The 463-nt window shown below is 69.8% G+C and carries 1 protein-coding gene; it reads right to left on the bottom strand.

Annotation, left to right across the window (positions count from 1 at the left end; all coding sequences use genetic code 11):
- The coding region (locus tag EXE42_RS16870) for a Na+/H+ antiporter NhaC family protein (protein WP_241988433.1) at positions 1–463 on the bottom strand (463 nt) is incomplete at both ends.

Here is a 463-nt window from a genome sequence, read left to right as displayed (position 1 = left end):
GGGCGACCGGTTGCCGGCCCGAACCGTGCGGGTCGCCGCCACGCCCTTCCGGTTCGCGTCGAACTCGGAGAGCACGTACACCAGGCCGGCGAGCGTCACCACGCCGATCGGGAGCAGCACCAGCGGCGTGATCCGGGTGGCGCCCCACACCGTCAGCAGCACCGCGGCCACGATCAGCACCGTCGTGGCGTAGTAGATCTGGGTGCGGACGTGATCGATGTGGTCGGCGCCGGTGAACGTCGACGAGAGGATCGTCGTATCGGAGATGGGCGAGCAGTGGTCGCCGAAGATGGCACCGCTGAACACGGTCCCGATCGCGACGGGGAGCAGCGCCGGCGTCGCGCCGCCGACGCTCCACGCCAGCGGGACCGCGATCGGAGTGACTATCGCCATCGTCCCCCACGAAGTGCCGGTCGAGAACGCGATGAACGCGGACGCCAGTAACACGACGACCGGGAGCAGC

This window comes from Halorubrum sp. SP3 (genome assembly GCF_005435195.1).
Taxonomy (GTDB): Archaea; Halobacteriota; Halobacteria; order Halobacteriales; family Haloferacaceae; genus Halorubrum; species Halorubrum sodomense.
This window is presented reverse-complemented; position numbering and strand designations above follow the sequence as displayed.